The organism is Micromonospora sp. NPDC049230, from assembly GCF_040647875.1.
Classification (GTDB): Bacteria; Actinomycetota; Actinomycetes; order Mycobacteriales; family Micromonosporaceae; genus Micromonospora.
The window spans coordinates 38,434-63,720 of sequence record NZ_JBEZCZ010000038.1 but is presented as its reverse complement, the minus strand read 5'-3'; the positions used below and the strand labels follow the sequence as shown (position 1 = coordinate 63,720).

The 25,287-nt window shown below is 71.9% G+C and carries 24 protein-coding genes; 17 read left to right on the top strand and 7 right to left on the bottom strand.

Going from position 1 to position 25,287, the window contains the following annotated elements:
• Positions 1-14: 14 nt before the first annotated feature.
• From AB0A95_RS26840 to AB0A95_RS26795, 10 genes are all read left to right on the top strand, one after another.
• Positions 15-407 (top strand): helix-turn-helix domain-containing protein, encoded by a 393-nt coding sequence (locus tag AB0A95_RS26840; RefSeq protein ID WP_357558515.1) that lies wholly within the window; start codon positions 15-17, stop codon positions 405-407.
• Positions 404-931 (top strand): GNAT family protein, encoded by a 528-nt coding sequence (locus tag AB0A95_RS26835; protein WP_357558514.1) that lies wholly within the window; start codon positions 404-406, stop codon positions 929-931. The genes AB0A95_RS26840 and AB0A95_RS26835 overlap by 4 nt, the downstream gene beginning before the upstream one ends.
• 116 nt (positions 932-1,047) lie before the next feature.
• Positions 1,048-2,706, top strand: a complete 1,659-nt coding sequence (locus AB0A95_RS26830) for a serine protease (protein WP_357558513.1) — start codon at positions 1,048-1,050, stop codon at positions 2,704-2,706.
• Positions 2,703-4,994 carry a tetratricopeptide repeat protein gene (locus tag AB0A95_RS26825; RefSeq protein WP_357558512.1) on the top strand — a complete coding sequence of 764 codons (2,292 nt, stop codon included), beginning with the start codon at positions 2,703-2,705 and terminating at the stop codon, positions 4,992-4,994. Before AB0A95_RS26830 ends, AB0A95_RS26825 begins: the two co-directional genes overlap by 4 nt.
• A gap of 30 nt (positions 4,995-5,024) precedes the next feature.
• Positions 5,025-6,449: a VWA domain-containing protein gene (locus AB0A95_RS26820; RefSeq protein WP_357558511.1), complete on the top strand. Its 1,425-nt coding sequence runs from the start codon at positions 5,025-5,027 to the stop codon at positions 6,447-6,449.
• Positions 6,446-7,567, top strand: a complete 1,122-nt coding sequence (locus AB0A95_RS26815; protein ID WP_357558510.1) for a hypothetical protein — start codon at positions 6,446-6,448, stop codon at positions 7,565-7,567. Before AB0A95_RS26820 ends, AB0A95_RS26815 begins: the two co-directional genes overlap by 4 nt.
• A gap of 2 nt (positions 7,568-7,569) precedes the next feature.
• Positions 7,570-8,982: an extracellular solute-binding protein gene (locus tag AB0A95_RS26810; RefSeq protein ID WP_357558509.1), complete on the top strand. Its 1,413-nt coding sequence runs from the start codon at positions 7,570-7,572 to the stop codon at positions 8,980-8,982.
• A complete protein-coding gene (locus tag AB0A95_RS26805) occupies positions 8,979-9,302 on the top strand; it encodes a CU044_2847 family protein (protein WP_357558508.1) in 324 nt (107 codons plus the stop codon). The genes AB0A95_RS26810 and AB0A95_RS26805 overlap by 4 nt, the downstream gene beginning before the upstream one ends.
• A gap of 67 nt (positions 9,303-9,369) precedes the next feature.
• Positions 9,370-11,523, top strand: a complete 2,154-nt coding sequence (locus tag AB0A95_RS26800; protein WP_357558507.1) for a glycogen debranching N-terminal domain-containing protein — start codon at positions 9,370-9,372, stop codon at positions 11,521-11,523.
• A 52-nt stretch (positions 11,524-11,575) separates the two neighbouring features.
• The gene (locus tag AB0A95_RS26795; protein ID WP_357558506.1) at positions 11,576-12,877 is read left to right on the top strand and encodes an NAD(P)/FAD-dependent oxidoreductase; all 1,302 of its coding nucleotides are present in this window, start codon (positions 11,576-11,578) and stop codon (positions 12,875-12,877) included.
• 12 nt (positions 12,878-12,889) lie between these two features.
• Here AB0A95_RS26795 and AB0A95_RS26790 read toward each other — a convergent pair whose 3' ends face one another.
• The 3 genes from AB0A95_RS26790 to AB0A95_RS26780 all read right to left on the bottom strand — a co-directional run bounded on the left by AB0A95_RS26790 (position 12,890) and on the right by AB0A95_RS26780 (position 16,108).
• Positions 12,890-13,984: an AI-2E family transporter gene (locus tag AB0A95_RS26790; protein ID WP_357558505.1), complete on the bottom strand. Its 1,095-nt coding sequence runs from the start codon at positions 13,982-13,984 to the stop codon at positions 12,890-12,892.
• Positions 13,985-14,223: 239 nt separating this feature from the next.
• Positions 14,224-15,015 carry a fused MFS/spermidine synthase gene (locus tag AB0A95_RS26785; protein WP_357558504.1) on the bottom strand — a complete coding sequence of 264 codons (792 nt, stop codon included), beginning with the start codon at positions 15,013-15,015 and terminating at the stop codon, positions 14,224-14,226.
• Positions 15,016-15,130: 115 nt separating this feature from the next.
• Entirely contained in the window at positions 15,131-16,108 is a 978-nt protein-coding gene (locus tag AB0A95_RS26780) for a DUF2267 domain-containing protein (RefSeq protein ID WP_357558503.1), read from the bottom strand.
• 201 nt (positions 16,109-16,309) lie between these two features.
• Between AB0A95_RS26780 and AB0A95_RS26775 the strand changes: the two genes are divergently transcribed.
• The gene (locus tag AB0A95_RS26775; protein WP_357558502.1) at positions 16,310-16,624 is read left to right on the top strand and encodes a hypothetical protein; all 315 of its coding nucleotides are present in this window, start codon (positions 16,310-16,312) and stop codon (positions 16,622-16,624) included.
• Between the two features lie 116 nt (positions 16,625-16,740).
• Here the strand turns inward: AB0A95_RS26775 and AB0A95_RS26770 are convergent, their stop codons facing one another.
• The gene (locus tag AB0A95_RS26770; RefSeq protein WP_357558501.1) at positions 16,741-17,133 is read right to left on the bottom strand and encodes an STAS domain-containing protein; all 393 of its coding nucleotides are present in this window, start codon (positions 17,131-17,133) and stop codon (positions 16,741-16,743) included.
• Positions 17,134-17,342: 209 nt separating this feature from the next.
• Here AB0A95_RS26770 and AB0A95_RS26765 point away from each other — a divergent pair, with 209 nt between their 5' ends.
• From AB0A95_RS26765 to AB0A95_RS26745, 5 genes are all read left to right on the top strand, one after another.
• Positions 17,343-19,205, top strand: coding sequence for a SpoIIE family protein phosphatase (locus AB0A95_RS26765; protein WP_357558500.1), 1,863 nt, complete (start codon positions 17,343-17,345; stop codon positions 19,203-19,205).
• Between the two features lie 43 nt (positions 19,206-19,248).
• Positions 19,249-20,331, top strand: coding sequence for a cobalamin-dependent protein (locus AB0A95_RS26760; RefSeq protein WP_357558499.1), 1,083 nt, complete (start codon positions 19,249-19,251; stop codon positions 20,329-20,331).
• Positions 20,332-20,448: 117 nt separating this feature from the next.
• On the top strand, positions 20,449-20,796 hold the full coding sequence (locus AB0A95_RS26755) for an STAS domain-containing protein (RefSeq protein WP_357558498.1): 348 nt from the start codon (positions 20,449-20,451) through the stop codon (positions 20,794-20,796).
• Positions 20,797-20,865: 69 nt separating this feature from the next.
• Positions 20,866-21,312, top strand: a complete 447-nt coding sequence (locus AB0A95_RS26750; RefSeq protein ID WP_357558497.1) for a response regulator — start codon at positions 20,866-20,868, stop codon at positions 21,310-21,312.
• A gap of 113 nt (positions 21,313-21,425) precedes the next feature.
• Positions 21,426-21,947, top strand: a complete 522-nt coding sequence (locus AB0A95_RS26745) for an ATPase (protein WP_357558496.1) — start codon at positions 21,426-21,428, stop codon at positions 21,945-21,947.
• Between the two features lie 7 nt (positions 21,948-21,954).
• On the opposite strand, the gene AB0A95_RS26740 is transcribed toward AB0A95_RS26745, so the two are convergent.
• The 3 genes from AB0A95_RS26740 to AB0A95_RS26730 form a co-directional block, all read right to left on the bottom strand.
• Positions 21,955-22,803 carry a hypothetical protein gene (locus AB0A95_RS26740; RefSeq protein ID WP_357558495.1) on the bottom strand — a complete coding sequence of 283 codons (849 nt, stop codon included), beginning with the start codon at positions 22,801-22,803 and terminating at the stop codon, positions 21,955-21,957.
• Between the two features lie 586 nt (positions 22,804-23,389).
• Positions 23,390-23,815, bottom strand: a complete 426-nt coding sequence (locus tag AB0A95_RS26735) for an OsmC family protein (RefSeq protein ID WP_355033508.1) — start codon at positions 23,813-23,815, stop codon at positions 23,390-23,392.
• A gap of 69 nt (positions 23,816-23,884) precedes the next feature.
• Complete coding sequence (locus tag AB0A95_RS26730) at positions 23,885-24,850, bottom strand: serine/threonine-protein kinase (protein ID WP_357558494.1); 966 nt, start codon at positions 24,848-24,850, stop codon at positions 23,885-23,887.
• A 197-nt stretch (positions 24,851-25,047) separates the two neighbouring features.
• On the opposite strand from AB0A95_RS26730, the gene AB0A95_RS26725 reads away from it, so the two are divergent.
• Entirely contained in the window at positions 25,048-25,278 is a 231-nt protein-coding gene (locus AB0A95_RS26725; RefSeq protein WP_357080393.1) for a hypothetical protein, read from the top strand.
• The last annotated feature ends 9 nt before the right edge of the window (positions 25,279-25,287 follow it).

Below are 25,287 nucleotides of genomic sequence, written 5' to 3'. Positions count from 1 at the left end.
ATAGCTTGGGGCATATGGTGAAAGATCTGGATCCCGAGATGTTCGATCCGATGTGCCCGTCCGGCGCCATGCCATTCCAGATCGGTGACAAGTGGACCGGAATGGTGGTGCTCTGTCTCCAGGACGGTCCGCGTCGTTTCACCGAGATCCGGGTGCCCCTTCGCGCCGTCACCCCGAAGGTGCTGACGCAGACCCTGCGGGCGATGGAGCGCGACGGGCTGGTGGTGCGCACCGCGTACCCGGAGAATCCGCCCCGCGTCGAGTACGAGCTCACCGAGCTGGGACGCACCCTGTTGACGCTCATCGAGGCGGCGCGAGCCTGGAGCAGGGATCATCTCCCCGCCCTGCTCAGGGCTCGGGAGGAGTGGACAAAAGCGGCACCGATCGGTCAGAGTGGTCGGCCGTGAGATACCTGCGTACCGGTGGTCCGGCCGCGATCCGGAGGCCCCGGCCCACCGACTCCGGCGAGTTCGTCGCCGCCACGCGGCGCAGTCGGGACCTGCACCACCCGTGGCTGGTCGCGCCCTCCACACCGGAGGAGTACGACAGCTACCTGCGGCGGATCCGTCGCCGGGACAGTGCCGGTTACCTGATCTGTGACCGGGTCAGCGGTGCGATCGCCGGCTACGTGAACATCAGCGGGATCGTGCTGGGTGCGCTGCGCGGCGGTTTCCTGGGTTATGCGGCGTTCCAGCCGTACAGCGGGACCGGGCACGCCTCGGCGGGCGTCGCGCTGGTGCTCGACCACGCGTTCCACACTGTCGGGTTGCACCGGCTTGAGGCCAACATCCAGCCGGGCAACGAGCCATCCCGCCGGCTCGCGCGCAAGCTCGGTTTCCGGTTGGAGGGCTTCTCCCCGGACTATCTGTTCATCGACGGCGCCTGGCGTGACCACGAGCGCTGGGCGATCACCGCGCCGAACGTGTCCTGACGGCTGCCGGGTGGCCCGCGAGGGGGAGCGAATAATCGCCCGCAATCCCACCAAACCGGAGTGACCGCGATGGCGGGGGTCAACGGATATGATCCGACTCCGTTACCCTCAGCGAGGTGGTGAACAGCCGTGGCAATGAGCCATGGCTGGTTCGCGTCCGAAGTACGGATGGCGTGGTTCTGGGCGCCGGGTTGGCGTTGAGTGATCGCCGCATCCTGACCTGTGCCCACGTCGTCAGCGCGGGCGGCGACACCGAGTCACCCGCCACCGAGCCGTCCTGGGAGGTCCTTGTCGACCTGCTCGGCCAACCGGGCAGCAAGACGGTGCCGGCCCGGGTCGTGCCCGGCTGCTGGTGGCCACCCACCGGCGACCAACGGGACGACATCGCGTTGCTCGAGCTTGCGGAGCCGATGTCGCAGGGCCCGTTCGCACCGCTGCGCCGCACCGTGACAGTGGACCGTGTCGTCATGATGTATGGCTTCCCGGCTGGAGTCGAATACGGTCTGTACGTCCAAGCCACCCTCATGGGCCGGTCCGGGGCGGGCTGGGAACGGTTCCAGATGAACTCGGGCGCGACCCAGCCCCGGGTCCGGCCCGGCTTCAGCGGCGCGGCGGTCGTCGATGTGGAGACCGGGGACGTCTTCGGAATGGTGGTCAGCACATACCTGGACGGCGACCGCAACCAGCACGCGATCGGCGGGGCCGATCAGGGCGGGGTGTCCTGGATGATCCCGGTCGAGACGATCCTCAACCGCCTCCCGTCCATCAGCGGCCAGGTGCCCGGAAAGCCCGCTGTCGACCCGAGCTTCCGGTCGGCCGGTGACACGTCGGCGAACCGGGAGGCCACCGACCGGATCACGGCCTTCTTCGGTCGCCGCTCGCCCGGCAACGTCCTCGTCCTCGTCATCGGCCATCGTGGCTCCGACGTCGCCGCGGCGGTGCGTCGAGCTGCCGTACTCTCCAGCCGGGAGCTTCGGCCACGGATCGACCCGGACCAGGACCCCACCGCTCCGCCGATCGGCAGCATCGACCTCGCGGTGGACGTGACGGGCAGAAGTGCGCGAGAGGTGTCCCAGCGGATCGCCGACTGGGCCGGGTCCGACGCCACGATCGCGGCGCCGGACGGCGACCGGGCCGCCGAGACGACACCGCACTCGATGATCATCAACAACATCGACGGGGCCGCCGACCCCGAGACGCTGCTGTCCGAGGTGATTCTCCCCCTTGTCGACCAGGCACCCAGCCAGGATCTGCGGATGCTGCTGACCTTCAGCGGCGAGTCGATCCCGCTGCGCACCACCCTGCTGGCTCGTCGCGTCGCCAGCCTCCAGGCCGCCGAGGAGACCGTCCGCCGGGCATATCGCGCGGCAGCCGCCCTGGTCGCCGACGTGCCCCGGCTCCGGCCCTTGGCCACCGACCTGCGCATCCAGCTGACGAAGCTGCGTGCCGCTGGCGGCGACCCGGTGACCGCTCGTCTCGCCTCGACCGAGCGGGCCGCCGACCGGGCGCTGGCCAGTGCGGAGTCGGTCCGGCGGGAGATCGCGGCGCGCGAGGGCCTCTGGTCCGAGTTGGACGGCCGGTTGGGCGCCTACCGCGCGATGGCCGTGCAGCACGGGTTCGCCGAGGATCCCGCGCTCGGCACCTCGTACCGGCGTGCGCACGACCTGCTCCTGGCCGTGCCGTGCGAGTTGATGGCCGCCGAGGCGGCGGCGCGCGAATACGCCGAAGTGGTTTCCCGCCGAGTTGGCGGCCAACGCGCAGGGGACGCGTCGTGACACCCCAGTGCGACCGACCGGGCTGCACCGGCACCGTCGACGAGACCGGGTTCTGTGACGTCTGCGGTCTGGCGCCCCTGCCCACCGATACCGCCAGCGACACCGACGCGCCAGCTGCCGCCCCGAGCCGGCCGGCCGCTCGGGACACCTGGACGGTGGCCGGCCTCGTCTCACTGCCGGTGCTGACCTTCCCGTCCGACACGGTGACCACGCACCTGCGCCGGGTGCCAGAGGAGTTCCGCTTCTGCCCCAACGGGCACCAGGTCGGTCGGAGCCGGGGCGCTCGACCCGGCCGGGACAAGGGGTTCTGCCCCTACTGCCCGACCCGGACGCCGTTCAACTTCGCGGTCAGCCTGCGGCCCGGCGACCTCGTCGCCGACCGCTACCGGGTGGTCCGCTGTGTGACCCATGGCGGTCAGGGCCTGCTCTACCTCGCCCAGGACACCCACAAGGATCAGGTCAACGTCGCGTTGAAGGGTGTGTTGCACGCTGCCGACGAGGCATCCCTCGATGTCGCCGTCAAGGAACGCAAGTTCCTCAACGCGTTGGACCACCCGAACATCGTGCGGAGCACCGACTTCGCCACCGTCGACGACCCGGACGCCGGCCCCACGAGCTACATCGTGATGGAATACCTCGACGGCATGTCGCTGCGCAGGTTGCAGGGTGCCGCGAAGGACCCGCGACAGCCAGATGTCTCGCTGCCGATCGACCACATCCTCGCCTACGGTCACGAGATCCTCGCCGCACTCCACTACCTGCACCGGCGCGGGTTGCTCTACACCGACATGAAGCCCGACAACGTGATGCGCACCGCCGACCGGATCAAGGTGATCGACCTCGGCGGGGTCCGTAAGGCCGACAGTGGGCGCAAGAGGGTCGTGCACTCCGACGACTTCTCGGTCGGCGACACCGAATTCCAGACCCTGGGCCCGACCGTGCGCTCCGACCTGTTCGCCGTCGGTCGCACCCTGGAGGAGTTGTACCGGTACCGCACACCCGGCCCGGACACTCCCGGCGCGGGCCCGGACGCCCTCGGCATCGAGTCGTTCCGCCGGCTCGTCGCCCGCGCGGTCCGCTCGGACTGGGACCGGCGGTTCGCCTCCGCCACCGAGATGTCCGAGCAGCTCCTCGGGGTGTTGCGGGAAATCCTGGCGGGCCAACCGGATCGGCGTCAACCCGAGCCGATCTCGCTCTTCCAGCCCTCCGCCCGACTGCTCGACGCGGGGCTCGGGCTGGCCGTGCCCCTGCGCACCTGGATCGACGGCGGTGACAGCATCGCGTTGGACGACGGCCTGCCGGCCTCCGTCGACGTGGCCCTCGGTCTGGCGGTTCCCCGCCCCGACCCGAGCGACCCGGCTGTCGACGTGCTCCGCACCGTCGACGCGTCGGACCCGCAGGCGTTGCTGCGGGAACTCGCCATGGTCGAGCAGACGTCGGTGGAGATCGAGCTGAGCAGGTGCCGGGCGCACCTCGCGCTGGCGGATCCCGGCCTGGCCGCGGCGGCGTTGACCGCCGCCGAGACGGTGCCCGACATCCAGCCCGACGTCGACTGGCGGATCGCCTGGCACCGCGGGCTGCTCGCGCTCGCCGCCGATCGCGTCGACGAGGCGGGGCAGCGGTTCGACGAGGTCTACAGCGACATCCCGGGAGAGGTCGCCCCGAAACTCGCGCTCGGCTACTGCGCCGAGCGAGCCGGCGACCACGTACGCGCGGCCCGCTACTACGCGGCCGTCTGGCAGCGCGATCCCTTCCAGGCCAGCGCCGCGTTCGGGTTGGCCCGGCTCCACCTGGCGGCGACCGACCGGACTGGGGCTGTGGCCGTACTCGACGAGGTGCCGGCGCTGTCCCGGCACCACGACGCCGCCCGGGTCGCCGCGGTGCGGGTGCTGTCCTCCCGGTTGCCCGGCGGTCCACCCACCGCGGTCGAGCTCAACCAGGCCGTGCACCGGCTGGCCGCGCTGACTCTCGACGGTGAGGCGCGCGACCGGCTGACCACGGCGATCCGGGAGATGGCACTCGACCTGGCCCGTTCCGGCGACGCCGCCAAGCTGACCGGCGGCCCGGTGTTGGGTGCGCCGCCGACCCAACGCGCCATCCGTGAGTTGCTGGAGATGTCCTACCGGGCCCTGGGCCAACAGGCGCAGCACGCCGATCTCCCGGCCCCGGTCATCGCGCGCCTGGGCCGGACCCGGCGGGCTGGTCCCCCTCTCGACGCCGCCCGGCGCGCGGCTCACGACCTGCTCGTCGACCGGGCCAACGCCGTCCGACCCCGCACCCGATGGTGACGAAGCCGACCTGGAACGGAGCGTGAACCGGTGGATGCCCTGATCCAGTTCGACCTGGAGGTCAACCAGAACAAGTTCCTGCGTGTGGGTGGTCGGGAGATGCACGCGATCCTCTCGGTGACCGGACGCGGACCGGCGGCCGAGGGCGACACGCCAGTCCGTGCCGATCCCTCCCAGCTGGTCGAGGTGCTGGTGATCGACTGTTCCGGGTCGATGGCGGACCCACCGACCAAGATGGCCGCGGCGCAGCAGGCCGCCGCCGCGGCGATCGACGTGTTGCCGGACGGTGTCCGGTTCGCCGTGATCCAGGGGACCCACGAGGCCAAGGTGGTCTACCCGTCGACCCGGACGCTCGCGACCGCCTCGTCGGCCACCCGGAAACAGGCCAGGGCCGCCGTGGCCCGCCTCGACGCCAGCGACGGGACGGCGATGGGCAGTTGGCTCGCGGCGGCACGTGACCTGGTTCCGCCGTCGTCGACGATCAACCACGTGCTGCTGCTCACCGACGGCATCAACGAGCACGAGGAGCAGGAGCACCTGGAGCGCGTCCTGCGCGGCTGCGCCGGTCTGTTCGTCTGCGATCCCCGAGGCATCGGCGAGGGCTGGCACCCCGCGGAGCTGCTGCGGATCGCCGCCGCGCTGCACGGCACCGCCGAGGCGGTACGCCGGCCGGCGGACCTCGCCGCCAGCTTCCGGGAGTCGGTTCTCGCCGCGCTGTCCAAGCTCCTGCCCGACGTTCGGATCCGGGTGCGGACCATGCCGTACGCGCAGCTGGTCTTCTTCAAACAGACAAGTCCCACCATCCAGGACCTCACCGAGTACGCCGAGCGGGTCGACGAGCGGACGTGGGAGTTCGCCACGGGCTCGTGGGGTGCGGAGCGCAGGGAATACCATCTCTGCCTGCGGGTCGAGGCACCCGACGACATCCTGGAACAGGACCGGTCGGCTGCCCGGGTGGACCTGGTGGTCGACGGGGAGTTGCGGGCCGACCCCGCGGCCGTCCTGGTGAACTGGACCGTCGACATGGCCAAGTCGGCCCGAGTCGATCTCAGCGTCTCCCAGGTGACCGGGCAGGTGGACGTCCGGCAGGCCATCAACGCCGGCTGCGACGCGTACGACCGCCGCGACTGGGACCAGGCACGCGAGCAGTGGGCCCGAGCGGTGGCGCTGGCAACCGCGACGCGCGACGAGACCGCCCTGGAGCAGCTGCGGCACCTGGTGGACATCGAGCCCGGCGGCCTCGTCCGGCTCAAGGACAGTCTCAGCCAGACCGACATCAAGGTCAGCATCGTCGACTCGGTGCAGAACCCGCTGCACCCGCCGGTGCCGCGCGGGCCCGCCGTCGCGGACATCATCTGCGGTGTCTGTCTGGAGAGTTCGCCGCCCGGCTCGGACTGGTGCGAGAACTGCGGCAACTCGTTCGACGACGATCCGAAGGTGACGGTGCGGCGATGACGGCGGACGCACGCACGCCACCCGGGGTCAGCACCACCCGGCAAACCCTCGTGCTCCTGCGGCGGTGGCTGCTCGCGCTCACGGCGGTGGCGCTGGCGACCAGCCTCGCGGTCTTCCTCGGTGTCGCCGGCAACGCCGACATGGCCAAGGAACGGTCCGTACCGGCGATCCTCGCCAGCTACGACGCGCAGGAGGCGCTGCGCAACGCGCACCTCTCGGCGGTGAACAATCTCGCCGAGGGTGGTGCCGTCCTCGGTGGCCCCGGTGTGGATTACCAGCGCCAGATCGCGGCCGCCGGCCAATACCTCACTCTGGTGGCGGAGAACAACGCGGCCGGCGACGAGGGCACCCAGGACATCCAGACGATCGAGGCGCTGCTGGTCACGTACACCGGGCTGATCGGCCAGGCCGACGCGCGCTTCCGGGACACCAGCCTGACGGCGCTCGGGGTGGCCGCGCTCCGGGACGCGGCGAGCCTGTTGACCGACATCCTGGTCCGGCTGGAGGATCTGCGGGGCAAGCAACTGATCGCCCTTGACGACCAGGTGGACAACGGCTGGACGAACACGCTGACCGCGGCCGTCTGGTTGCTGCCGCTGCTCGCGCTCGGCGTGCTGTTGGTGCGGACACAGGCGCACCTGACCCGCCGCTTCCGCCGGATGGTGAACGTCCCCCTGTTGCTGGCCACGGTCGCGGTGGTGGGGATGGTGGCCCTCACCGGGCTGAGCCTCTGGTCGGCGGACAGGTTGGACCAGACCCGTGCGGGAGTCCACGGTGTCGACGACAGCAGGAAGCGGCAGCTCATGGAGGTCGGCGCCCGTGCCGCTTACGGCCTCGCGAAGCAGGTGGAGACTCAGTGTGCCGAGGCCTGCGTCGACACCACCGAGGAGCTGCGCAACCCGTTCCCGTCCCCGCCCCCGACGCTGGGGGCCGGCGCGGCCGAGACAGCCAGCACTGACGACGCCGAGGTCAGGGCCGATCGTGACATCACGAACGATGCCGACGAGGCGGCCAACAGCCGCTTCGGTGAGATCGTGCTGTGCGTTCTCGCGCTCGTCATCGCGGGGCTGGTCCTCCTGGGCCTCTACCCCCGCCTGGCGGAATATGAGAAGCGGTGACCATGAAGCGCAACGGACGGGTGGCTCGGACGGCATTGGCGGTGGTCACGGTGCTGTTCGCCGGTGTCGCGGTGAACGGGCAGGCCGCCGCGCCCACCGATGAGCTGACGGTCCTCGGCCCGTGGACCGATGAGGAGGAGGTCGCGTTCCGGGCGGTGTTGGAGAAATTCAGGAAGAGTTCCGGCATCCACGCCCGTTACCAGGGGCACCGGGACGTCAGCCAGGTGCTCCAGGTGGCGATCGAGCGCGATCGCCCGCCCGACGTCGCGGTCCTGCCCCGCGTCAACGACCTGCAACGGTACGTCAACGCCGGCCAGCTGGTGCCGCTGGAGGGCCCGATCACGACCGACCCGGGTGCTGATCCGCAGCTGGTCAAGCTCGCGCCCAAGGCTGGGCAGGCCGGCGACACGCTCCCCTACGCGGTCGCGATCACCACCCATCTGAAGAGCGTGGTCTGGTACGCCCCGACCGAGTTGGACAAGTTCGGCCAGTCTCCACCGAGCACCTGGGGCGAGCTGGTCGCCCTGACCCAGCGCAGGATCGGTGATAAGCAGGTGCGCTGGTGCCTCGGCATGAGTGCCCAGCCGGTCTCCGGTTGGCCAGGCACCGACTGGATCGAGGACATCCTGTTGCACCAGTCCGGTGAGGACTCCTACGAGCAATGGACGCGCGGTGACCTCCACTGGGATTCTCCGCAGGTCAAGGGTGCCTGGGAAACCTGGGGCGCCCTGCTGGGGGTCTCGTCGGAGCAGACGGCCCGAGCCAGCCTCTACACCACGTTCCAGACGGCTGCCAACGGGCTGTTCCCCGGTAAGGTGAAAGAGGTGGTGATTCCCCCACGCTGTCACCTGAACCACCAGGGTTCCTTCGTGGTCCGGAAGTACCCGCAGCCCAAGCCGTCCAGCCAGACGGACGCCGATCCGCCGTTCACCTTCTTCTCCACACCGCCGATCGGGCCGAAGGCCACGCAGTCGCTGCACGAGGTCTCCGACGACGTCGCGGTCATGTTCCGGCACAGCAGGACCAGCCGGGACGCCAAGGACAGCAACGACACCGAGCGCGCCAGGGAGCTGATGAGCTATCTCGCCTCCACGCAGGCCCAGACGGCCTGGCGTGAGGCCACCAGCGGCGTGGCCTTCAGCCGGCGCGGCGACGCACCCGCACCCCAGGACAGGGTCCTCGCGGCGGTCGCCGAACGACTGCGCACCGGCACCCTGTGCTGGGACGCGTCGGACCTGATGCCGGCGGCGATGGCCACGGCGTTCGAGCGGGCGATCCTCGTCTACCTGGAAGCACCGGAGCGCCTGGGCAGCTTGCTGGGCGAACTCGAAAAACTCAGGGACAAAGTGGTGCCGAAGGCCGAGTGGTTGGATCTGACCTGTGTGCCGCCCGATGAGAGAGGAAGTGAGCGATGACGGAACTGCGCAGATTCGACCTCGACGGTGGCGGCTCGGTGGTGGTCGAGGTCGACGGTCGGGCCGGCGTGACGCCGGCCGGCAACGCCGGCAAGGTGGTTCGTGAGGCGCGGGCGACGTTCGATCGGGCGCTGTCGGAGGTCCGCGACGCCGCCTCCGCCGCGCTCGGCCAGTTCCAGTCGATGGCCCACCGTCCGGACGAGATCGAGATCAGCTTCGGGGTCCAGTTGACCGCGGAGGCCGGTGCGGTGATCGCCCGGACCGGTGTTCAGGGTCAGCTCACCGTGACGGTGCGCTGGCAGCGGCCGCCGACCCCGTAGGCCGGTCGGAAACTTTCACCCGGACCGGGTGATGACGCTCAGTGCTCTTCTTCATACCGTGGGTGTCATGGCTGCCGTCCGCGCGACCCCTGCCAACCCCTTCCCCGGCCTGGCCGTCGCGGATGCGGACAGCGCCGATCAGCGGGCCATCCCGCCCGAGTTGGGTCCCGACTCCCTTGCCGTGCTCAGTGGGCCGACGTTCCTGTACGCCAACGCGTGCGGGGATGTGCCGACGGGCAGCATCGGTGGGCTCGTGCACCTGGATACCCGCCTGATCAGTGGGTGGAGTCTGACCGTCAACGGCGGCGAGTTGTTGGTGCTGCGCGCCGAGACGATCGACCACTACTCCGCGCAGTACGTGCTCACCAACCCGGAGTTGCCCGGGCTGCCGCCGAACTCGCTGGGTGTGCGGCGGCTGCGCTACGTCGGCGACGGGTTCCACGAGCGTGTGGAACTGGTCTCCTTCCGGCTGGAGCCGGTGCGGGTGGAGCTGCGGCTGGCCGTCGCCGCCGACTTCGCTGACCTGTTCGAGGTCAAGTCGAGGGTCCGGGACCGCTCCGCCGAGATCAGTCGTCACCACGCCGCCGACGGGTCCGAGCTGTGCTTCTCCTACCAGCGCGGCGACTTCTCCGCGCAGACCCGGGTGTGCTGCGCGAAGCCGGCCGACCGGATCGAGGGCGACGACCTGGTGTGGGATCTGGACCTGGGCCCCCGCGAGGAGTGGCAGGTCGACCTGCACGTGCCGCTGCCGCCCGGAATGGGGGTGGTCGAGCCGGTCCGGGGCGACATCGCCGATGTCATCCACGGCCGGGCCGACGACCCGCTGCGCCGGTGGCTCGAGGACCGGGCGGTGCTGCACAGCGACAGCGCGGCGTTGGAGCACACCGTGCGGCAGTCCCGCAACGACCTGGCGGCACTGCGGCTCGACCTGGAGGTCAAGGGGCAGCGGATTCTGCTGCCGGGTGCCGGACTGCCCTGGTTTCTCGCCGTCTTCGGTCGGGACACTCTGATCACCGCCTACCAGACTCTCGTCGCCGGACCCGCGCTGGCGAAGGGCACCCTGCTCGCTCTGGCCCGGTTGCAGGGTGAGACGTGCGACGACTTCACCGACGAGGAGCCCGGCAAGATCCTGCACGAGGTACGCAGCGGCGAGCTGACCCGCAGCGGCGAGAAACCGTTCGGGCCGTACTACGGCACCGCTGACGCGACCCAACTCTGGCTGATCCTGCTCTCCGAGTACTGGCGCTGGACCGGCGACGACGAGACCGTCCGGCACCTGCGGGACAACGCGGTGGCCGCGATGCGCTGGATCGACGAGTACGGCGACCGGGACGGTGACGGCTACGTCGAGTACGCCACCCGCTCGCCCGAAGGGCTGGGCAACCAGTGCTGGCGGGACTCCCCGGATGGCGTCGTCTTCGCCGACGGCCGAATCCCGGTGCTCCCGCTGGCCACCTGCGACCTACAGGGCTACACCTACGACGCCAAACTACGACTGGCCGAGCTGTTCGACGGGCCGTTGGACGACCCCTCCGTGGCGTGCCGGCTGCGCGACCAGGCCAACACCCTGTACGAGCGATTCAACCAGGACTTCTGGATCGAGGAACGGGGCGGCTACTACGCGGTCGCCCTGGACGGCGACAAGAACCGCGTCGACTCCAAGACGTCGAACATGGGTCACCTGCTGTGGAGCGGGATCGTGCCACCGGAGCGGGCCGACGCGGTGGTGCGACAACTCATGTCACCGGACATGTTCTCCGGGTGGGGCATCCGCACGCTGTCCCGGGAGGAGCCGCTCTACAACGCCCTCGGCTACCACCTGGGCACGGTCTGGCCGCACGACAACTCCATCGCCGCGCTCGGCCTGGCCCGCTACGGCTACCGGGCCGAGTCGAACCGGATCAGTCTGGCGATGTTCGAGGCGGCCGAACAGTTCGGCCACCGGCTGCCGGAGGCGCTCAGCGGGTTCGACCGGGAACGGCTGCTCTTCGCCATCCCGTACCCGACCGCGTGCAGTCCGCAGGCGTGGGCCGCCGGCACGCCGCTGGCCCTGATCCGCGCCATGCTCGGCATCAACCCGATCGAGGGACGGCTGGTGCTCGACCCGGACGTCCCACCGGAGCTGGGCCGGATCACCGCCGAGCGGGTCCGGGCGTTCGGCCAACAGTGGGAGTTGGAGGCGGTGGGCCAGAGCGGCCACGTCCGGCTTCAGCCAAGCTGACCGCGACTGGCAGCGGACGTTTGTTCGGGGCTTCGACGGGAAACGGCCCGCAATGACGAAACCTCGTGTGGTGATCGTGGGGGCCGGGTTCGCCGGTTACCACGCGGCGAAGACGTTGAGCCGGATCGCCCGGGACCGGGCCGAGATCGTGGTACTGAACTCCACCGACTACTTCCTCTACCTCCCGCTGCTGCCCGAGGTGGCGGCCGGGGTGGTCGAGCCGAAACGGATCGCGGTGCCGCTGACCGGGACGCTCAAGGGCGTACGGGTGGTGATCGGCGAGGCGGACCACGTCGACCTACAGAACCGTTGGGTCGGCTTCACCCAGGCGGAGGGGGAGAAGAACCGGCTGGCGTACGACAGGTTGATCCTCGCCGTGGGCAGCGTCAACAAGCTGCTGCCCATCCCGGGGGTGACCGAGTACGCGCACGGCTTCCGCGGCCTGCCCGAGGCCGTCTACCTGCATGATCACATCGTCCGGCAGCTCGAACTGGCCGAGCAGGCCGAGGACCCGGCCGAGCAGCGGGCGCGCTCCACGTTCGTGGTGGTCGGGGCGGGCTACACCGGCACCGAGGTCGCCGCGCACGGGCAGTTGTTCACCGACGCGCTGCACGCCCAGCGGCCCCGGCTCCCGGTCCGGCCGCGGTGGATGCTGCTGGACGTGGCACCGCGGGTGCTGCCCGAGATGGACGAGCGGATGTCGCAGACGTCGCACCGGGTGCTCAACCGCCGTGGCGTGGACGTGCGGCTGGGCACGTCAGTGGCGGAGGCGACCTGTGACGGGGTGAAGCTCACCGACGGCGAGTACGTGCCGACCTGCACCCTGGTGTGGTGTGTCGGCGTGCGCCCCGACCCGTTCGTCAACGAGCTGGGTCTGCGCACCGACCGGGGGCGGCTGGTGGTCGACGAGTTCCTCAACGTCCCCGGCTACCCGGAGGTGTTCGCCTGCGGCGACGCCGCAGCGGTGCCCGACCTGGTGAACCCGGGCAAGATCTGCGGGATGACGGCCCAGCACGCGCAGCGGCAGGGCAAGCGCGCGGCGCACAACATCGCCGCGTCGTACGGCTTCGGCAAGCGCAAGCCGTACAAGCACCACGACCTGGGCTGGGTCGTCGACCTGGGTGGCAAGGACGCGGCGGCGAACCCGTTGCAGGTCAACCTGGCCGGGTTGCCGGCCAAGACTGTCACCCGGGCGTACCACCTGATGGCGATGCCGGGCAACCGCACGCGGGTCAGCGCCGACTGGGTGCTGGACGCCGCGCTGACCCGCTCGGCGGTCCAACTGGGGCTGGTCCCGGCGAACGCGGTGCCGTTGGAGAGCACCACACCCGAGGTGGCGACCCGGGGCCGCTGAAACGACAGCGCCTCATCCCTGCTGGTGCGCGGGACCGGCCGACCGGGCATCCGGGCCGGCCGGCGGGGCGGGCCGCAACCGACGCGGACCGTACTCGCGCAGCACTGTCTGCACGATGCCGGCGGCGGGAATGGCCAGCAGCGCGCCGAGCAGGCCGGCCAGCTCCGCCGCGAGCAGCACACTGACCAGCACGGTCAGCGGGTTGAGTCGGACCGCCCGGGACAGGATGAGTGGCTGGAGCAGGTGGTTCTCCACCTGCTGGTAGATCACGAAGAAGACGAGGACCACCACGCCGGCGGTGGGGGAGTGCAGGAAGCCGGCCCCGGCCGCGATCACCGCGCCGAGTGTCGCACCGACGAGCGGTATCAGGTCGGCCACCGCCACCAACAGGGCGATCACGGCCGCGAACGGCACACCGGTGACGACGAGCACCACGAAGGTCAACACCCCGCAGAGCACGCTGATCACCAGGTTGCCGGTGAGGTAGCCGGTGACGGTGCGCGACACCTCCCGGCCCACCCGGCGCAGCCGCTCACCCTGACCGTCCCCGGCCACCGCGAGCAGGCCACTGTTTATCCGCGGTGCCTCCAGGACCATGAGGTACGCCAACACGACGACCGTGACCAGCCCGGCGACCGTCTCGACGACACCGCGCAGCACGCCCACCGCGGGTTGCCGCAGTCGGGTGCCCAGGTCACGGAGCTGCTCGGAGTGCTCGCTGACGTAGCGGCGCGCGCCGGCGCGCTCCAGCAGTTGCCCCAGCGGGCCCCGGCCGGCGCGGGCGTCGTGCAACAACCCCGGCGCCCGGTCGGCGAACCGGCCCAACTCCCCGAACAGCGGCACCAGGATGAGCGCGGCCAGGATCGCCAGCAGCACGAACACGACGAGGAACACCAGCAGCGTGGCCAGCGACCGCCGCCGCACGAGGCGACGTTGCGACAGGTCGACGAGGGGCTTGAGCGCGACGGCGAAGAACGCGGCGACCACCGCCCAGACCAGCACCCTGCGGGTTGCGTACACGAAGGCCAGCGCGAACGCGGTGGCCAGCACCAGACCGATCACGATCAGGGTGCGGCGGGCGGTCACCCGGTCGTCGGCGTTGCTCATCCGCCGCGCCTTCCCCGCACTCGTCGTCGAAAACCCGGCATTGCGGACGCGACGGCCGCTCTCCCGACGCGCCGGCCGGCCGAGGAACTGCCGACGTCGTGTCGCGGGCTCCGCGCGCCGGGCCGGTTGAGGAACGGCCAACGTCGTGTCGCGCGCTCTGCGCGCCGGGCCGGCTGAGGAGCGGCCGACGCGAGGCGTCGCGCGCTCTGCGGGTGTGCGGGTTCGCGCCGGCCGGACGCTCAGCGGCGGGCGTCGTCGGCGTCGGTGACCGGGTGGGCGCCGGCCACGAACGTGTCGAGTGCCGCGGCGTGCAGCAGCCCGCCCGGCACCGGGTCGCGCAGCGCGGCCACCGCCAGCCGGCCGACCGGGAGCCCACCGGGTCGGGACGTCGCGGCCAACACCAGGTTGCCGTAACGCCGACCGCGCAGCATCCGCCGGTCGCCGAGCACGCACACGTCGGCGAAGACCGCCCGCACCGTGGCCACCTGCACCCGGGTGGCGACCAGGGGAGGCAGGTCCGTGACGTTGACCAGGAACATCCCGTCCGGGCGCAGGGTACGGGCCACCTCGGCGGCGAACTCGACGGTGCGCACGTGCCGGGGCATCAGGGCCGCCCGGTAGATGTCGGCGATCACCAGGTCGCAGGAGGCGGCAGGGGTGGCGGCGAGCGCGTCCCGGGCGTCGGCGATCTCCACCCGCACCTGCGGCGGCGGTTGCGGCAACTCCCGGGCGACCAGCTCGACCACCGCCGGGTCCCGCTCGACGACCCGTTGCGGGGAGCCGGGCCGGGTGGCGGCCAGCCAGCGGGGCAGCGTCAACGCCCCACCACCAAGGTGCAGAACGCTCAGCGGCACGCCCGCCGGTGCGGCCACCTCCACCGCCGAGGCGATCCGCCGGACGTACTCGAAGTGCAGGTGCCGGGGATCCTCGACATCCACGTACGACTGCTCGACGCCGGCGGACAGCAGCGTCCGCCCGGTCCGCCGGACCGGATCGGTGACCAGCTCCAGCCGGTCGGCGGCGCGGTTCATGCCCGGCACGCTAGCCCAGGCCCACCCGCCGGCCGGCGGGCGGCCCGGCACCGCCGACGGGCCGGCGGAGCGGAACTGTCCGCGTCCACCGGCCCGTCGCTGCCACCGCGAGCGGTCAGCCGCCGGCCATCCCGGCTCCCACCTCGTCGATCGCGTCGTCGATCCGGTGGGCGAGGTCCACGTCGAGTGCTGTCACCCCGTCGGCCTGACTGGTCCGGACGGTCAACACGGCGGCGGTGTCCCCCGGACGTCCGATGCTCGGGCCGCGTCCGGTGTCCTGGCGCATCCGGTCGAGCCGGTCGAGCACCCGGTCCAGGTTGTCCGGAGGCAGCGCGACCACCCGGTAGAGGCCCTGACCATCGCCGGTCCAGTAGGGCAGGTCGTCGAGCGCCGCCTCGATCGCGTCCGGGCCCAGGGTGGGTGTGGTGGTGGAGGCGCCCACCAGGCCACCGCCGGCCTCCGGCGGGTCGAGCAGGTCCCGCAACCCGTCGGGTACGTGCAACGACTCGACCAGGTCGCCATCCTGCGCGGCGAGCGCGGCGAGCGTCGCCTCCGCCTGGTATCGGGCCTGCTCGGGGGTGTTGCCACTGATCCGGCCCACCTCGGCCAGGAAGCCGGGCAGGTCACTGTGCCGCTCGATGCCGTCGACGGGCAGCACGTCGTGCAGCGAGTTCGGGACCGCGGCGAGCAGGCGCTGTCGCTCGGCGGCCTCCAGGGCGAAGGCCAGAACCAGCACTGTCGCCTCGGTGCCGACCTTGGCCGTCTTGAAGTCGACACCGGCCCGACGCCGTACCTCGTCGACCAGGTCGTGGTAACCCATGTTGCGTACCCCGGCCGATCCGCTCGGCGGGGACGGTTGCGGCCTCGGATTGTCGGCGCTGCCGACCTGCGGCGGTGCCGGCCCGCCGCGGGTGCTGTCCGGCTTGTGCGGCCCGGCCGACGGTGGGCCGGCCCGCTTGCCCTGGTCGAGGCTCGTGAGCTGCTTGGAGGCGCTCAGGCTGGCACCGATCTCGCTGGGCTGGCGATTCTGTTCGCGGGCCTGCCGGGCCAGCGCCCGACGCCGCTGGTTGTCGCCCTCCATCTGCTTGCGCATGGTGACACCCCTTCCGCTGGGGATCGTGGCTGTGCCAGTCGCCTTCCCGTCGTCCCGGGAGCCGAAACGGGCGCCGCCGGGCCGGGTCGGCCCCGTGTCCGCCACGCTTCATCCGGCGGGGGTGAGGGGCGCTCACCCACCCGACCCGCATGCTCAGGTCAGGACCGAAGTTCTTCCGAGGTACGCGGAAGGAAGGTCGTCATGAAGCAGATCGTCGAGATCGTCCCCGCCCGACGCGGCTGGTACGCCCGCTGGCAGCTCACACCGGAAGTCACCAGGTGTTACCCGGTGAGCCTGTGGGCGCTGCTGGAGGAGGCCGACGGGACCGGCCGTGAGGTCATCGGGATGGACTGCATCGGCCAGTGGCCCGGCGCGGACGACAACGAGGCGGGTGGGCAGTTCGTCCGCTACCTGTATCAGACGCCCGATTCGGGGGAGCCCGAGGACGTCGATCCGGCCCCGACCGGCGAGCTGCGCGAGGACGGGCCCCGCCTCCAGCCGATGACGACACCCTAGACATTCCTCCGGCCCCCGACCCCAGGTCCCAGGGTCGGGGGCCACCCCGGCCGGCCGGGCTCCGGACGACGCCGTCGAAGGCCCGGCCGCCTGTCGCAGCTCGGAGGTGGCGCGGATCAGCCGATGGCGCGCAGGTCGTCGGCGGCGTGCTCCACGGCGCGCAGGTCGTCGGTGGCGTGCTCCACGGCGCGCAGGTCGTCGGCGGCGTGCTTCATGGTCAGCAGCTCGGTCAGGCCGGTGCGGTCCAGCATCCGTTGCAGGTGCGGGCCGGCCCCGATCAGCCGGATCGCCCCGGCGGCGCGGCGCACCACCAGCAGCGCGCTGAGCCCGGAGGAGTCGCAGAGGCTGACGCCGGTCAGGTCGATCAGCACCTGCTGGTCGTCGCGCAGGTCGGCGGCCACGGCGATCAGCTCGGGCGCGGAGGCGTAGTCGAGCTCGCCGGTCAGCCGCAGTCGGACGTGCCCGGCGTCGAGCCGGGTTGCCTCGATGGTCAACAGCTGGTCGGACATCCCACCATGGTCCCAGCCGGGCGGACGAACGCAAGTCGGGGGTCGACGACGCCTCCGCCGGCAACCGCTCAGGTGCTGGTGACGGTGCCTCGTCAGCCGCGCTGGGATGCCGCTTTGCGTCTACCGGCGTAGGCTGGGAGGCAGGTTTTGACCACAGACGCCGGTTCCGGTACGGGTTCGGGTGGATGACAAGGAGTGAGGCTCAGCTGGTGACTGCTTCCGACGTCAGGGACTGGGACCCGGGCGACGGACGGCTCTCCACGCCGAGCACACCCCGGTCGCCGGCGTGGCCCGCCGACCGCTCGACCCACCCCGGCGCTGCCCCGCCGCCTCGCTCCGGCGCGGCGCAGCCACCTTGTTCCGGCGCGGCGCAGCCACCTCGCTCCGGCGCGGCGCAGCCGCCTCGCTCCGGTGCGGCGCCGCCGCCGATGGACCTCGCGCGCGACGTGGCCGTGCCCGACTGGTTCGAGGTCGTCGAGCACCTCCGTGAGGGTCTGGTGGTCTGTGACGCCGACGGCGTCGTGCGGCACGTCAGCCCGGTGGCCGAGCGGCTGCTGCCCGGCGTACGGCCCGGTGAGCTGCTCAGCGCGGCAGGCGTGCCCGGCCTGAGCGCGGGCGACCCCGGCGGCTTCACCCATCGTGGGCGGCGACTGACCGCCCGCCCGGTGGCGCTCTCCGACGGGCGCTGCTGCTGGTACGTCGAGGACGTCACCGACAGCGTCGGCCGCGCCGACGCGCTGCTCGCCGAGCGGGCCCGCTCGACGTTCCTGGCCGTGGTCGGTGACAAGCTGGGTAACCCGCTGCACCCCGACCGGGCCGCCGCGGCTGTCGTCCGACTCGCCGTGCCGGCACTGGCCGAGCTGGCCGTGCTGGTCCTCGCACCGCGTGCCGGTCGGGCCCGCTGGTGGCGGGCCACCCGCACCGACGACGAGGCACCGTCGCTGGACCACGGGGTGCTGCCCGGCGGCGACCTGCCCGGCGCCGTCGCCGACGGGCTGACCGGGATCGAGCCGCACGCGGTGGACTGGCTGGTCGAGCAGGCGGTCGACGCCGGCTGGCTGCCCGAGTCCGCCGAGATCGGCACCGCCGCACGGGTCGTCCCGCTGCCGGGACGGGACGCACCGGTCGGTGTGCTGCTTGTCGCCCGCCGCGCCCCCGGCTCGTACGACGCGGCAGACGTGGAGCTGATCCGCGCGTTCGCGGCCCGTGCCGGCGCGGCGCTGACGACAGCTCTGCTCTACCGCGACCAGACCGAGGTGGCCGACACCCTCCAGGCCAGCCTGTTGCCGGTCGAGCCGGCCGAAGCCGCGGGCGTGCAGTGGGGCACCGCGTACCGGCCCGCGCAGGCGGGACTGCGCATCGGGGGTGACTTCTACGGCTCGCACCGGCTCGCCGACGGTGGCTCGGTGTTCTTCCTCGGCGACGTCTCGGGCAAGGGGGTCGAGGCGGCCGTCCTCACCGGGCAGTTGCGCCAGTGCCTACAGGCGCTGCACCGGCTGGAGTCGCACCCCGGGCGGTTGCTGCGGCTGCTCAACGACGCGTTGCTGGAGACGACCCAGGCGCACGGCCAGGGCCGCTTCGCCACCATCGTGCTCGGCGTGGCCCGTCCACAACGCGACGGCGGCCTCACCCTCACCATGGCCGGCGGCGGGCATCTGCCACCGCTGGTGCTGCGCGCCTCCGGCGCTGTGGAGTCGGTGCCGCTGCGCGGCATGCTGATCGGCGTCGTACCGGACCCGCGCGTCGGCGAGGTGACGGTACGGCTGGCACCGGGGGAGACCTGCCTGCTCTACAGCGACGGGGTGACCGAGGCCCGCGGCGGCCGGCGCGGCGACGAGCAGTTCGGCACCGAACGGCTGGTCGCCGCGGTGACCGACTGCCAACGGATGCCGGCCCCAGCCCTGGCCGAGCGGGTCGAGCAGGTCACCTGCGACTGGTTGGCGCAGGGCGACCACGACGACATCGCGGTGCTGGCGCTGCGCGCGACCGGCCCGGGTGGGCGCACCTCGCGGCACCTGCACTCGGTGCCCGCCCCGGCCGGCCCCGACCAGTGCGGGGAGGTCGACGCGTGACCGCCGCCCCGGCCCGCGGCGACCAGTGCGGGGAGGTCGACGCGTGACCGCCGCCCCGGCCCGCGGCGACAGGCGCGGCGGGGTCGACGCGACCACCGCCCCGGTCGCCATCGACCCGAGCGACGCGTACGCCGGCTACCTCGACCACCTCGCCGACGCCGACGAGGACGCCGCGATCGACCTGGCGATCGGCCTGCTCGACGCGGGGGTGCCGCCGGAGCGGGTGCTGCTCGACCTGGTCGCGCCCGCCCAGGCCGAGGTGGGCGAGCGGTGGGCGCGCAACGAGTGGAGCGTCGCGCAGGAGCACGCGGCCACCCACATCAGCGAACGGGTGGTGGCGGCGGTTTCCGGGCACGTCGACCCGCGTCCGACCGGCGGACGGGTCGTGGTCGCGTGCATGGACGGCGAGTGGCACGCGCTGCCGCCCCGGCTGGTCGCCGAGGTGCTGCGGTTGCGCGGCTGGCAGGTGACGTTCCTGGGTGCCAGCGTGCCCGCGGCGCACCTCGTGTCGTACCTGCACCGTTACGACGCGCACGCCGTCGCGTTGGCGTGCGCGCTGCCGATGCGCCTGCCGTACGCCCACCGCATGATCGAGGCCTGCCGCCGCTCGGACGTACCGGTGGTGGTGGGTGGGCGCGGCTTCGGCACGGACGGCCGGTGGGCGCGTCGGCTCGGCGTGGCCTGGGCGCCGGACGCGCCCTCGGCGGCCGAGCTGGTCGCCGACGAGCGGGCGTTGCGGGCGGTGCCGCCGGCGCGGTTGGCCCATCTGGCCGACGACGAGTACGCCAGCCTGGTGCGGCGTCGCGCCGAGCTGATCGACAGCGCGTTGGCCGACCTGCGGGAGCGGGTGCCGGTGGCGCGCACGTACACCGCCAGCCAGCTCGACTCCACGATCAGCGACCTGGGTCACGTCGTGGATTTCCTGGCCGCGGCGGTCTACGTCGACGACGCCTCGTTGTTCACCGAGTTCGTCGAGTGGCTGTCGGAGATTCTGCGCAGTAGGGGCGTCCCCGCGGCGGCCGTGGCCCGCCCTCTGGAGCACTACGCCGTCGCGCTCCGGGACTTTCCCCGGGCGGGGCGGGTGCTGGCCGCGGGGCGTGCCGCCCTGTCCGACGCCGGCCGCTGAGCGTCCGCCCCTCGTCGCCGGTGTCGATCACCGCGCCCTGCGGTTCGCGGGGCGACCCTGCGTATACTTGCCGCACCGCAAACGTCCCACCCGCGGGTGGGAGCGAGGGGGAGAACGGTGACGTTCAGCGTCAGCTACGTCGAGAGCGACGGCGGTGGCGCCTGCCTGCGTCTGGCGGGCGAGCTGGACATGAGCACGGCCCCCCAGCTGACCGCCGCGATCGACAGTCTCACGGCCGACGGCGAGTCCCGGGTGCTGCTCGACCTCACCGACCTCACGTTCTGCGATTCCACAGGGATGGCGGTGTTCGTCCGGGGAGACAACCAGGCCGCGGCCGACGGTGGCTGGCTTCGGCTCGTCGGTGCCAACGGTCGCGTCGAGCGGGTGTTGCGGGTGACCGGCCTGGCCGAGGTGTTGCGCTACGAACCGGAATCGGTCGACCCCGCGTCCCACAGCGCCCCCTGATGGGCTAGATTTCCCCGCCAACGCGGTGACCGTCAGGTCCCGTCCCCGCCGACTCCGAGGCAGGTAGTGATGGGCGCAGACAGCCCGCAGCCGGTACGCATCCTGGTGGTCGACGACGACCCGGGCGACGTCCTGATGATCGAGGAGGCGTTGGCCGATTCCGACGTCGAAAAGATCATCGACGTGGTCAGCGACGGCGAGGAGGCGATGGAGTTCCTGCGCGCCGAGGGCCGCCACGAGCACGCCCGCCGGCCCGACGTGATCCTGCTGGACCTGAACATGCCGCGGATGGACGGCCGGCAGGTGCTCGGCGCGGTCAAGCAGGACGAGGACCTGCGCACCATCCCGATCGTGGTGCTGACCACCTCCAACGCCGACACCGACATCGTCGGCAGCTACACGTTGCAGGCCAACGCGTACGTCACCAAGCCGATCGACCTGGACGACTTCAACGACGTGGTCCGCCGCATCGACGAGTTCTTCGGCCGGGTGGTCGTGTTGCCCAAGCGCGCCTGACGCGAGCGCCCCCGCGCTCATGCTGAACATTTTTCCCGAACCCCCTCGGCCGTCGCGGTCGCGGCCGAGGATCCAGGTGGGGAAGTAACAGCGGCTGCCTGGGGGGCGACAGTATGAGGTTCTCCGTCGTTGAGACCGGTTACGACAAGCGGCAGGTGGATTCGTGCCTGGACGAGTTGGGGATCCGGCTGTCCCGGCTCGCGGCGCGTGCCGAGGGCGCCGCCGAAATTTCCGGTGAGTGGGACGAGATCCGGCAGGAGGCGGCCTGGCTCAGCGGGCTCCTCCAGCGGCTCGACCTCGGCGACACCGCGGTCCCCCGATACCCCGCTGACGCCGTGCGGCGCGAGGCCGCCGAGATCCTGGCCCAGGCCCGTGCCGAGCTGGAGGAGGCCCGCGCGGAGGCAAGACTGGTGCGGGAGCGGGCGTACGAGGAGGCCGTGCAGGCCCGGCGGGACTTCGAGGCGGCGCTGTACCTCCGGCGGCGGCGGGAGGCCCGGGTGGACGAGATCCTCGCCCAGGTGACGCCGGATCAGGTGCCCGCCGACACCCCGACCGCCGCTGCCGGCGTACCGGGGAGTCGGGTGTTGGCCGGCGGGCTGGATCCGGGCGTGGAGCCGCCGTCCGGCCGTCGCTGAGAGACCGTCAGATGAGCGCCGCCGCGACGGTGGCCGCCCGCTCCTCGTGTTGGGCGTACGCGTCGGGGTAGGCGGAGATCTGTACGGCCTGGGCGGCGGCGGTGAGGCTCATGTCCTGCCAGCCCGGGATCTCGCTGAGGGCGCTGTAGAAGGCCCGCGCGGCGTACGACGGGCGCATCAGCTCGGCCACCGTGCCCCAGCCGCTGCTGGGCCGCTGCTGGAACAACCCGAGCGAGTCGTGGTCGGAGCCGCTGCCCTGGTTGGGATAGTCGGCCGACTCGGGGAGGACGTCGCTGGCCAGGTTGTAGAGGTTGCTCTCCTGCATGGCGGTGGCCAGTGCCACCACCAGGGCGCGGCGCGGCATCTTCATGCCCAGCCCGACGTCCACGATGATCTTCGCGTTGTCCATCTGTGCCTGGTCGAGGCCGGCGACCGGTCGGGGTCGGCGGGGCTTGACCGGCTTCTTCGGCACCTTGCGGGCGACTGTCGGCGCGGGGGTGGGCGTCACCGTCGGGCTGGGGAGGATCCGCGCGGGGGCGAGGTCACGGTCCAGCGAGCGGGAGGCGCGTTCGTCGGCGATGGCGGCCCGGTCGGCCACCGCCTCGGCGAGCGGCTCCACGGTACGGGGCGTGTCGTCGTCGTTGCCCCGGGCGGTGGCGACCGCGACGAGGCTGAGGCAGCAGGTGACACCGGTGGCCAGGGCCACCCGGACCGGGGTCGAGCCCAGCAGCGAACGCCGGGGCGGTTCGGGGACGCGGTGACGGCCAATCGTCCGTTCGGTTGATGCGGCGTCGCCGGAAGGGGTGGTCGGGCGCGCGTCGGTCAGCTTCTGGTCGGCGGGGTCGTCGGGATGCACCTGACGAGGCTAGAGAAGCGGCCGCCCGATGCCATCGGCCCCTCCGGTGGCATGCGCCACAATTTGCCCTGATCGTGGTGACTTCCAGCCACAAAAGCGGAGCAGCACCCACAACCATCGCTGATCGGACCAGACGGTTATTCCCGATTCGCCGGTCAGTTACGGTCGGGCGTTCGCGCCCGCCGTCGAGAATCCAGCCTCGCCCGAGGGGAACCCGATTGCCCGATGTCGACTCCGCCGAACGGTCAGCGCCGCCTCCCGCAGTCGCATGACCGTGCGCGATCCCGGAAAACAACCCAGTTGCGTTAGGGCTGTAGGCGGCGAGTCAACCCATGCCCGCCCGGGGCCCGGCTTGGCGATCATGGAGTTGTGGTGCCGACTTTGGGGTTTTACGGGCGTTCTGTTACCCACCACAACTCCATGATCGGCGAGGCAGTGCTGTTGACGAACAGGCGTTCCACCTCACGCAACGGCGTTGTCCCGGAAAGAGGGGCCTCGACGACGAACGATGCCACGTCAACCAGGATCGCGCACGATCATGACGCGGAGCTGCCGAGGAAGGCCGGCGCGGCGAGCGCGACCGAGCTCAGTGTCGACCGTTCTCCGCCGGCGTGACAGTCAGTCGATGCCGGCTGGCGTCGCCGCTGGAGAACGGCCAGAGCCGGTCCGCGTACTCGACAAGGTCGGCCAGTTGGTCTCGGCTCAGGCCGGCCGAGGAGATCGAGGCGTGCACGTCGGCCCGGTACAGGCCGTCGTCGTCGCGCCCCAGCTTCGCCTCCGCCCGCACCTGCACGGTGTGCGCCTCGTCGGTGATCTCCCCGGCCGCCTCCACCGCCGCGTGGTGCAGGCAGGACGCGAAGGCGGCGGCCAGCAACTGCTCCGGTCTCAGCCCCGTGCAGTGCGCCGCCAGTGGCGAGGCCAGCGGGGTGGAGAGCCCTCCGTCGTCGGTGCGTACGTGACCGCCCTCGGCGGTCGCTGTGGCCTCACGCAGCCAGGAACTCTGATCCGGCATCGCGTTCTCCCGTCGCTCACCGGCTCGGCTACCCGGCCGCCGCCCGCCGAAACGCCGTTGAGCCCCCGGTCAGCGCCCGGAGGCCCCGTTCGGCTCGTCGATCATGGCCACCGCCTCGGTCACCTCGGCGGCGGCCCGTTCGGTCCACGGCGACGTCGAGGTCGGCCGGCGGGGCGTCGGGATCGTCATCGGGACGTACACCCGGGCGTCCACGGCCTCGGCCAGCAACAGTGCCGCGACCATGCTTGTCGGGCGCTGGTCGGGATCGTCGGCCAGGCAGGAGTGGCACAACTCGGCCACCTCCGGCGGGAGTCCCTCGATCTCGGGCAGCGGGCTCGGCGGCTGCTCACGGCGTACGCCGAGCAGTTCGGTGGTGGTGGCCGCGTGGTACGGCAGGCGGGCGGTGAGGCAGTAGTAGAGCAGCACGCCGAGGGCGTACATGTCGGCGGCGGGGGTGGCCGGCGCTCGCTGCAACTGCTCGGGCGCCAGGTAGGCCGGGGTGCCCAGCACCATGCCGGTCGGGGTCGGATCGGGTGCGCCGGCGGGGACGGCGATGCCGAAGTCGAGCACCTTCACGCCCGACGGGGTGAGCATGACGTTCGCGGGTTTGACGTCGCGGTGCACGATGCCCTCGGCGTGCGCGGCGGCCAGCGCCGCGGCGACCTCCGCGCAGACCCGCACCGAGATCCGCCAGTCCAGTGGCCCGGCCCGCAGGTGCGCGGCGAGCGTCTCGCCCTCGGCCAGCTCCATCACGATGTAGGGCACCGCCCGACCCGGCCAGGTCGAGGCGGTGCCGAAGTCGTGCACGCTCGCCACGTTCGGGTGCACCAGGCGGGCGGCCGACCGGGCCTCCGCGCGGATCCGGTCCACCGGGCCGCCCTGGCTGTGCCGGCCGTCCTGGCTGTCCTGACCGGGCAGGATGAGCTTCACCGCGACCGGCCGGTCCAGCACCTGGTCGTGCGCCCGCCACACCTCGGACATCCCACCCACGCCGATGCGCTGCTCGAGCTGGTACCGCCCGTCCAGTGTGCGCATCGACCACTCCTCACCCTCACTCCGCCGACGGCGGGTGTTCCGATCGCGGTACCCGGCCGCCAAGCTGGGCAAACCGCAGCGGTGTTCGGGGTGGACCCCGCGCGCAGCACGCTGCGCCGACGACGGCGGGTGCGGTAACTTGCGAGCCGGAGCCGGTGTCACCGACTGTGCCGGCACGCTCACCCGAGGGAGCCGCGATGAGCGAGGTCACCGTACGCTTCGTCGGCGGGCCCGCGGACGGCCTGGTCCGGCTGCTGCCGGCCGGGTCGGACGGCGCCCCACCACAGCGGTGGATCATGCGGCACCCGGACGGCACCGGACCTGTGCAGCCCGGCCCCGACCACCTCTACGAACGCGACAGGCCCGACGACGCGGGCGGTTGGAGCATGCGGTTCGTGCGCACCGACGCGTCCGGGGTGTCCGAGTGACCACGAGGC